Source organism: Bacillota bacterium, assembly GCA_013314855.1.
Lineage (GTDB): Bacteria > Bacillota > Clostridia > Acetivibrionales > DUMC01 > Ch48.
The window spans coordinates 1-7,929 of sequence record JABUEW010000158.1 but is presented as its reverse complement, the minus strand read 5'-3'; the positions used below and the strand labels follow the sequence as shown (position 1 = coordinate 7,929).

General features: G+C 42.3%; 9 protein-coding genes and 1 pseudogene. 4 read left to right on the top strand and 6 right to left on the bottom strand.

What is annotated here, in order from left to right; translation table 11 throughout:
• Positions 1-423 precede the first annotated feature (423 nt).
• From HPY74_18565 to HPY74_18540, 6 genes and pseudogenes are all read right to left on the bottom strand, one after another.
• Complete coding sequence (locus HPY74_18565) at positions 424-708, bottom strand: TIGR04540 family protein (GenBank protein ID NSW92621.1); 285 nt, start codon at positions 706-708, stop codon at positions 424-426.
• Between the two features lie 15 nt (positions 709-723).
• Positions 724-1,524, bottom strand: a complete 801-nt coding sequence (locus HPY74_18560; protein ID NSW92620.1) for an AAA family ATPase — start codon at positions 1,522-1,524, stop codon at positions 724-726.
• A complete protein-coding gene (locus HPY74_18555) occupies positions 1,517-2,872 on the bottom strand; it encodes a transposase (GenBank protein ID NSW92619.1) in 1,356 nt (451 codons plus the stop codon). The genes HPY74_18560 and HPY74_18555 overlap by 8 nt, the downstream gene beginning before the upstream one ends.
• Positions 2,873-2,922: 50 nt before the next feature.
• The gene (locus HPY74_18550; protein ID NSW92618.1) at positions 2,923-3,465 is read right to left on the bottom strand and encodes a transposase; all 543 of its coding nucleotides are present in this window, start codon (positions 3,463-3,465) and stop codon (positions 2,923-2,925) included.
• A gap of 6 nt (positions 3,466-3,471) precedes the next feature.
• A pseudogene (locus tag HPY74_18545) lies at positions 3,472-3,552 on the bottom strand (SEC-C domain-containing protein).
• A gap of 1,387 nt (positions 3,553-4,939) precedes the next feature.
• A complete protein-coding gene (locus HPY74_18540; protein ID NSW92617.1) occupies positions 4,940-5,338 on the bottom strand; it encodes a helix-turn-helix transcriptional regulator in 399 nt (132 codons plus the stop codon).
• Positions 5,339-5,535: 197 nt separating this feature from the next.
• On the opposite strand from HPY74_18540, the gene HPY74_18535 reads away from it, so the two are divergent.
• From HPY74_18535 to HPY74_18520, 4 genes are all read left to right on the top strand, one after another.
• Positions 5,536-5,775: a helix-turn-helix transcriptional regulator gene (locus HPY74_18535; GenBank protein ID NSW92616.1), complete on the top strand. Its 240-nt coding sequence runs from the start codon at positions 5,536-5,538 to the stop codon at positions 5,773-5,775.
• A gap of 38 nt (positions 5,776-5,813) precedes the next feature.
• Entirely contained in the window at positions 5,814-6,410 is a 597-nt protein-coding gene (locus HPY74_18530) for a response regulator transcription factor (protein ID NSW92615.1), read from the top strand.
• A 374-nt stretch (positions 6,411-6,784) separates the two neighbouring features.
• The gene (locus HPY74_18525; GenBank protein ID NSW92614.1) at positions 6,785-7,159 is read left to right on the top strand and encodes a hypothetical protein; all 375 of its coding nucleotides are present in this window, start codon (positions 6,785-6,787) and stop codon (positions 7,157-7,159) included.
• 268 nt (positions 7,160-7,427) lie between these two features.
• The gene (locus HPY74_18520) at positions 7,428-7,736 is read left to right on the top strand and encodes a hypothetical protein (GenBank protein ID NSW92613.1); all 309 of its coding nucleotides are present in this window, start codon (positions 7,428-7,430) and stop codon (positions 7,734-7,736) included.
• Positions 7,737-7,929 lie beyond the last annotated feature (193 nt).

The following is a 7,929-nucleotide window of genomic DNA, read 5'->3' as shown; positions in this document are numbered from 1 at the left end:
CGAATCTATTGTTCGGGAATACCGGTCTATAGATGAAGCTTTTCATAACTGTAAATACATTCGCTTTGTTCTTATGGGCCGTTAAAATTCTCTAAATATATATGCTTAGAAAGTAGTCTGGAATATATTTTTACTAGTGTAAAGAGAGTAGTGCTTAAAGAGTATTGCTAGCATAGTGTTACTGCCAACATTTAATGTCCCAGAATAGCCGTTGTTAATTGTCCTAAACTTGCTGGTCAAGCTGACCAAAAGTTCAACTTATTAAGGGTTTATCGCTTCCGGCATTACCGGTTAAATAAAGAGCCGGCTTTCTTCTCCCGGATGGGAGAAGTTTCAACCGTATAATGCCCTCCACGGGCGCTCGGGTCGCTCCCCAGCGTTGCCCTATCCTCCCAGGAGGAGAAAACCGGCCCTTGTAATAACCTAAAAAAGCGTAATTTGGAGACCAGCCAACATAATCTCGACCAGTTCTTTACGTTTTTTGCCAATAATTTTAGTGATGGTCGGATTTAGATCTCTATTGAACCCAAACAGCTTCCTACTGTGGTTTTTCGCATAATGGTAAAGCAGTTCCCGCAGATCATTTTCACTGATTTTCATTGAGACGTATGCGTCACTGGCTACATTGATCTGAGCAGCCATTTGTTTCACTGTTAATGGGTTTGTGATGAACCGGATTTGCTCTTTTTGCCCTGTTTTTACACCCAATTTACTCCGCCTCCATCATGACAACTCACCTTTGATGACTAACTTTACCATGTGGTCATCAATGATACGGCGTCCATTCTGTGCACCATACAGCAGGCAATGCGCACAGAGCTTGTTTATGAGTCTGGCAGAACCACTGGAGAATCTGTAAATCTCATCAACTGCAGCATCTGAAAAAATCTCTCTGTCACTTCCGGCGTAATCTAGATGTCGTTGAACATATTCTCCAACCTGGGACCGGTCATAATGGTTTAATTTACACTGAATGTCAATTCGTTGCCGTATAGCAGCATACGCTTGGAGCTGGAATTTATCCCATAGTTCTGATTGCCCTACTAAGATTAACGCCATGGGGCTTTGGGAATCCATCTTGAAGTTCAGCAGAAAACGAACTTCTTCGAGCATTTCCCGATCCAGTAAATGTGCTTCATCCACGATGACCACAGGTCTTAACCGATGGATTCCCTGCATAAGTTCAATCTCCCGATGGAGTTGGCGTTTGGCATCGCCACGGTAAAACTTTGCCTCGCATCCCAGTTGTTCCAGCAAACCCTTGTAGAAATGCCGGGGTGTTAGCTTGGAGTCTGCCAAATACAGAACCGAAAATCGGGATAAATCCAGAATATCCCGGAACCGTCGAATGGCTGTGGTTTTTCCAGTTCCGCAATCGCCGGTAACAATAGCAAACATTTGACGGTCTGCAGCATAGGTCAACCGACCAAGGGTCTCCTCCAGCATTAAGGACTGATAGAGTTGATCCGTTGGAATATCACGTGAAAAAGGTGTGCGAGAGAGTCCGTAGAATTCCTCAAACACGCGACTCACCTCCCTGTGGCACATTTCTGTAGGAGATGGCCGGCATTTGATGTTCCTTCCGCTGTTGGTTTTTCTTTTCTGCGGCACTGAGCAGTCTGGATGATTCGGCCTTCTGCTCTGTTAAGTGCTCAGGCAGTTTGGGCCGCTGGCCGGCTCTTTCACCGATAACCAGGTGCCGTGCTTTCCAGGAGTCATGTCCTTCATACTCTATGGTGAGTTCACTTGTATCTGCTGGATCATAGATGACATCTACAGTGCAGCCAATGAAGGGAAGACCAACCTCATACTTTTTCCCTTCAAAACTAATGCATCCGGCTTTATCCACTTTTCGCTGTTCACAGTGCAAAAAGGCCTGAGTTATGATTCCTGGTTCAAGGAACTTTAGAGGTTTATTGTCACTCCGGTAAGCTGTTTCCGGGCTTATACCGCTTTCCAGGGCCGAGTGAGGTTTATTTTGATAGCATTCTTCCAGCCAGACCTGAAACAGAGCATTTAATCTTTCCAGTGTTTGTGGCTTTTCCAGGGCAACTTCCGCAAGAAATGAATCAACTACACGATTTATCCTTTCAACCTTTCCGGTCGATTCCGGAGAATAGGGTCTCGCATAGAGTAAGCGAATACCCATCTTAGCACAGGCGCGTTGCATCCATTTATTTCTATACTGGCTTCCGTTATCGAAAAAAACAGCCTCAGGAACCCCATGTTTCAAAACGGCTTTTCGGAAACAGTCTTCCACAATGACCTTGTCCAGCATGGGATAAAATTCACCATGTAGAACAAACCTGGTTGCGTCATCTACAAATAGAACCAAATACACCTGTTTCTTAGTGCCATCCTTACCAATGGGAAGATAAGGTCCATATTTTATATCTGAGTGCCACAGCTTGTTACGCCAGCGCTGCTGAAACCTGCGAGCAGCAACACCGGTACTGGAATACAGCTTCATTTGTCTTGAGCTGTAACCCCGGTTAGCCAGGTGTTCTTGAAGGGTACTGCGTTTGATTCTGCCAGGTTCCACTAACCCTTCCCATTCAAGAATCTGGATTATCTGTGCTACACTACGGCCAGGTACTTGCCTGCGCAACAGAATGGCCTGTTCAAGTATATTGGGTGGGATGGCATCTTCAGTTCTTCGCTGACCCTTACCTTTGGGTTTTAGCCCTGCAAACCCTGCTCCCCTGTATTGCGCCATATATCTGCGTAGGGTGCGTTCGGATATGCCTGTTTGTTCACATATCCGTAGCTTGATTTCTTTGGCTTCAGCAGGATCCAAACCCTCGGCCAACAATGGCGATAAAAGCTGCATTCGTTGCTGGGCAATGTCTTCTGCCTTCTTTTGGTCTCTCATGTTGAACTCCTCCTTGTTTTTAGTTTCAACATGAGTTTATATCAGAGCCATCAGGACATAAATGCAGAACGGGTATGCAGCCAGTTGTTTGTATTTACTATTGTTCGGACAGTTCTGGCCAGCCAGCCTGTTGCTTCACCCATCATGTCCTTAATCCGCTTACGGGCCGGACCGGTTCTGAATTTTGTTTCCAGACCCAGCCGAAAAGCTATGGCAGATAAGCAACCGGCAATATATGCCTCTGCTTCAGTGAACCAGTTCTTTATCCGGTATATGCTGCTATTTTCACAGCAAATCTCGGTGGTGTTATCATCAATAATTGCTTCGATAGCCGCACTGGTATACCTTTTGTAGGGCACCAGTATGTCAGGCAGTTCATGGTGAATCTTGCGGCAGTTCAGGCACCGGAGCCGCCGGACAACCAGAATCATTCTTTCACCATCGCCCTGCCAGGCACGACGTTTTCTACTGCCAATAACTTTCAGGTCCGGACTGCCGCATACAGGGCAGATACTATCTTCTTCACTTTTGATATAGCATATGGAGCTATTATCCTTAACGTAAATTAGACTGTACTTTGCGAGGCTTATCATAAAATGTTAATTCCCGCAGCATTTCTTATATTTTTTGCCGCTGCCGCATGGGCAGGGGTCATTACGGCCAATCTTAATGACTTTGACAGGGGTGTTTCTGCTCGCAGTTTTGCTTTTTGTAGCTCCGGTTAGTTCCTTAAGCTCGTTTTGCAGTTCCGCTACCTTCTGATTGTTGCCTAAAGAAGTATAGATATCAATTGCCCTGTCAACAACATCAACCCTGTCTCTCAGGTTTTTTTGTCTCAGGGCTTTGCTGATAATCTCTTCAGCCTTTATATAGTCGGGTTTGATGTTCTCGGTACCAAACTGGTAACAATCTGACCAACCGATATAGCCCCAGCCCCAAGCGGGGTCATCGGTTAACCATATCTGAAAGAGACGGTCGCATTCTATTTTGTTACCAAGAGCATAATGGGATTCCGCTATTGCCCGGCGGGTATTCTCAATTAATAGTTCATCTGTATTTCCGATTAATTTAAGTAGTTCGTCACAGTACTGAATTCTCTTTGAAAAGTATTGGGGATCCTGTTGGGCAGCATTGTAGAGGTTTTCTTCAAGGTCCTGAACAAAATTCATGATAAATTCTGTCCACTCATACTTTGATTCAAGGGTAGGCAGGTCCTCTTTATCCTCAACCATAACGGCCTTAATATCTTCCCAGGCATCAAGCATTACATCGCAGGCTTTACCGGTTTGTTTACCTTGAAGCAGCTTGTACCCTGCACCAATCTTTTCATCAATTAGTCTGTACTTATCCATAACGATTCCTCCGTTGTTCCGGTTTTTACTGTCATCTTACCATATTTATCCCGTCTGGAACAACGGCCATCTTTTACAGCACAAATTGGTCAGGCAAATCCATCAGTTTTTCGCCATTTTGGTTCGGCTAAAACAGCATAGACAAATTATTGATTTTTTGTTATCTATTGTAGCTTTGTCTCTTCGCATTATTGACAATACGTATTAGATAAGCCGTGATATGCTAGTTATGGGAAATATTACTGCAATAGGCCCAAAATTTTGGCAGTTCTATTATGAAAGATACCCCCTTATAATCCGGAACAGCTTGTCTATGTCATTTCCCGTAGACTGCTGTCAGTTTTCCGGCAAATGTGTACGCTTATTTTTTTGTCCAAACTTTATATTAAAATATTATTTGTCCGTGTTTTGGGAAATCGTTCAGGATATGTGTTAGTTCGTGTAAAAATAGATGTTGCAACTGATCATATGATATCGCGGAGTTTATTATAATGTGACGTTTTCCCTGAAATGACTTAAAAACTATAGCTCTTACCTGCAAGCCTAAATCTGCAACGATTATCTTGACATCGTGCTCGGCTAAATCTTTCTTTAAAGTGGTTTCTTTACTCATTATGTGTTCCAGGAGCTTGTGTAGCTCCGCATTGCCAGTAATTATATTACTCCCTCCTCACAGAACACACATTTGCCCTTGTTTTACCCCTAAAGTATTGTACTATTCCGGGTTTTCCTCGTCTTCAATAAGCTTTATCACTTCAATAATTTTTCTAATGCTTTCAGGGGTAAGGCGTTTTGTCTGCTCGAACATGAACTGCAGGTCTTCCCGCTGTACAAGGCGGTTCCAGAGTTCCATGAGTTCAGGATTATCATCTATTGCGTTTTTGATGTTTTGAATGGTTTTTTCGTTACGGATGTTGGTTCTTCCATGCAACCAATCCAAGGAAATATTGAAGTATTCACAAATTTTTTTTTGAGTTTGAATATCAGGAGTGCTTTTTCCACTCTCATATAAAGATACAGTCGATTTGACGATCCCAAAAAGTTTACCAAATTCTTCTTGTGTTAGATTATTTTCTATTCGTAACATACGAATTCTTTCTCTCAAAGTGGACATAAAAGCACCTCATATCAATTAAGTTCAAAATATTTAAACTTCTGTATTAATATTATTTTATCAGAATGCCATAATTAGTAAATACTAGTCCAAGTATATTCAACACATGCCGAAAAATAACCTTGACAGTTTAAGAAACTTAAACTATAATTGATATAAATAGTTTAAGAAACTTCAACAAGGCTGGAGGTAAGTAAATGGATAATAAAGTAAAGATATGCAAGCTTTTAAAAGATGAAAGAATTGCTAGGAACATCACTCAGAAGGAAATGGCAAAGAAGCTGGGATATAAAAGTAAAAGCAGTTATAGCTTGATTGAAAATGGTAGAGTAAAAGTAACTTTGGAGCAATTCATTAACATATGTAAAGTTTTGGAAATTACGAAGAGAGAAATTCTAAAAATAGTTGTACTTTTTATAGATGATGAAGTTGCTTGATTAAAGAAGTTGGCTGTTTTATTTCGGGAGGTTTGGGCATGAGTGAGGTTGCTGAAAAGAGAGAGTTAAGTAGCAGGCAGGAATGGTCGTCCTGGGTTGAACTGTGCGTTGAATATAAGGAGAGCTGCAGAAAGGTTAATGATTACAGGACCGACCTAAAGGGACAAAACTATGCTAAAGGCAGGACGGTATTGGAGAAAGTGGAACTGGAACTTCTGGGCAGCATGATGAGTGACCTTGAGGAAGCGGTGAGGGAGTTGAGAAGGAAGACGTTGTACGAATTCGGAGCCCTCAATGAGGATGATCTGGAAAATCCCATACTTACTGAGAGACAGCGGGAGGTTGCAAGGTTAAGGCAGAAGTATTCTTGTACAGAGGTTGCAAGTATGCTGGAATTAGAACCCAGTACGGTGTTCCGGGCATATAAACAGGCTATAAGGAAGATAGAAAAATATAAGGAGAAGGAAAAGGAAGGGATACCACCAGAGCTGAGTCCACAGCAAAGTCGGATATATATCCTGTATAAAAGGGGGATAAAGCCTAGGGCTATAGCAGAAAGGATAGGTACATCGTACGGGAACGTGAGGAAGCAGTTATCACTGATCAGAAATGTTACCGGGATTACGCAAAAATAAATTACGGGTGAAGCCTGGATTCCCGCCTACTCATAACGAGGATTCAGTGAGAATCCAGTAAAATCAAGGGGTTTGGTGCCTTGCATGTTCTTAAAATCATAGTTATGAAAAAACACATAACGAGGTCACTTTCTAGTATTTATGCGGGGTTAAGCCATTCTCGTTACGTATTTCCGGGAATCCAGGGTGAAGTGCGCCCAATTTTAAGGTTGCGGTATTTGGTAAGGAACAGTATAATATTGGTAGGTAATAATAACAGAAGAGAAAATGTGGGGTGAAAAAGTCATAAGAAAATGATTTGCGGGTGAAGTGCGCCCAATTTCGGGTATAAACCGTCCTGGATTGGGAATTTTTATATCCGGGGAGTGATTTATATGGAAAATAAATTACTTGAGATGCTTGAAAAGCTGGATGCCAGGATGGAGAGGGTTGAAAACAGCCAGAAAGAAACGGCTGAAGGTTTTAGAAGGCTTGCCAGCAATCAGGGAGGTATAATTGAAAGGCTGGAGCGGTTGGAAAAGGGGCAGGAGAGAAATACCGAGCTGGTTGGAGAATTAAGCAGCAGAATAGGTAAATTGGAAGGCCGGATAGACGGGACAGAAGGCCGCATGAGTAACATTGAGGGCTGTATCTATGGCATAGAAAATCGTCTGAGTAACTTTGAAAGCCGAATGGACGGTTTCGAGAAAATTCAATTGAGGATAGAAACCAAGATTGATGATATAAAGGCTGTGGCCGTTGAAAGGTAGATGGTGTTCGAAGGTGAGTTGAAACTTATAAAAAAAGATATTATATTTATTAAGGGAGCGTTGGAGCACTTCAGCTTTGTGGCGCTTGAGAAGCGGTTTGCGGGGAACTGGAGGAGAGAGTCAGGGATATTGAAAAGAAAGTAGGATAAAGAAAAACGGTTGTTTTCATAACAAGGTCTTAAGGGACCTTTTTTATTTTGCTCTTTTTTGGTCTCAATTTTTTAAAAATTGCATATAAACATAAAAAAGTGTTGGGTGGTGAAATAGAGTGCTGGAAGTTACCGTTAAACATGAGGGAGAGCAGTGGAAGGCAAAGGTTGCAAGACTTGAAAAACGGGACGGGATTTATGAGGTATATATTAAAAGCCGGTCGGGTATTCATTTTATCCTGGGAGAGTACAGCGGAGGTTGGTTCGTATGCCTGCCGGGCTGGGATTATGGTACCGGGTTGTCTTCGGATCTGTCCGATGTATTTTACAACTATGAGAAGATGAGAAGCGGGCTTGGGGATGTGGATGCAAGGACAGTTGCGGTGGCATTGAAAGAAATAGGCAAGCTGGTGTCAAAAAAGGAATAACTTAAATTTGATTTCACTGCACGAACTAAATTTTTATGATTTGATTGTACCTTGACAACTTCATGCAATAACCATTATTAGGAAAATACCAAGGATAATTTACAATTATGAGCCGGTTTTTGCTTCAAATTTACTCTATTTATGCCTGTTTCCTTGGTTCTTTCATCCCTTTCAGCTAAAAATGGGCGCACTT

Bases quoted from the DNA above. Each gene is read 5' to 3' on its own strand.
- HPY74_18540 (NSW92617.1), bottom strand. From the start codon at position 5,338: ATGTCCACTTTGAGAGAAAGAATTCGTATGTTACGAATAGAAAATAAT.
- HPY74_18535 (NSW92616.1), top strand. From the start codon at position 5,536: ATGGATAATAAAGTAAAGATATGCAAGCTTTTAAAAGATGAAAGAATT.
- HPY74_18555 (NSW92619.1), bottom strand. From the start codon at position 2,872: ATGAGAGACCAAAAGAAGGCAGAAGACATTGCCCAGCAACGAATGCAG.
- HPY74_18550 (NSW92618.1), bottom strand. From the start codon at position 3,465: ATGATAAGCCTCGCAAAGTACAGTCTAATTTACGTTAAGGATAATAGC.
- HPY74_18530 (NSW92615.1), top strand. From the start codon at position 5,814: ATGAGTGAGGTTGCTGAAAAGAGAGAGTTAAGTAGCAGGCAGGAATGG.
- HPY74_18525 (NSW92614.1), top strand. From the start codon at position 6,785: ATGGAAAATAAATTACTTGAGATGCTTGAAAAGCTGGATGCCAGGATG.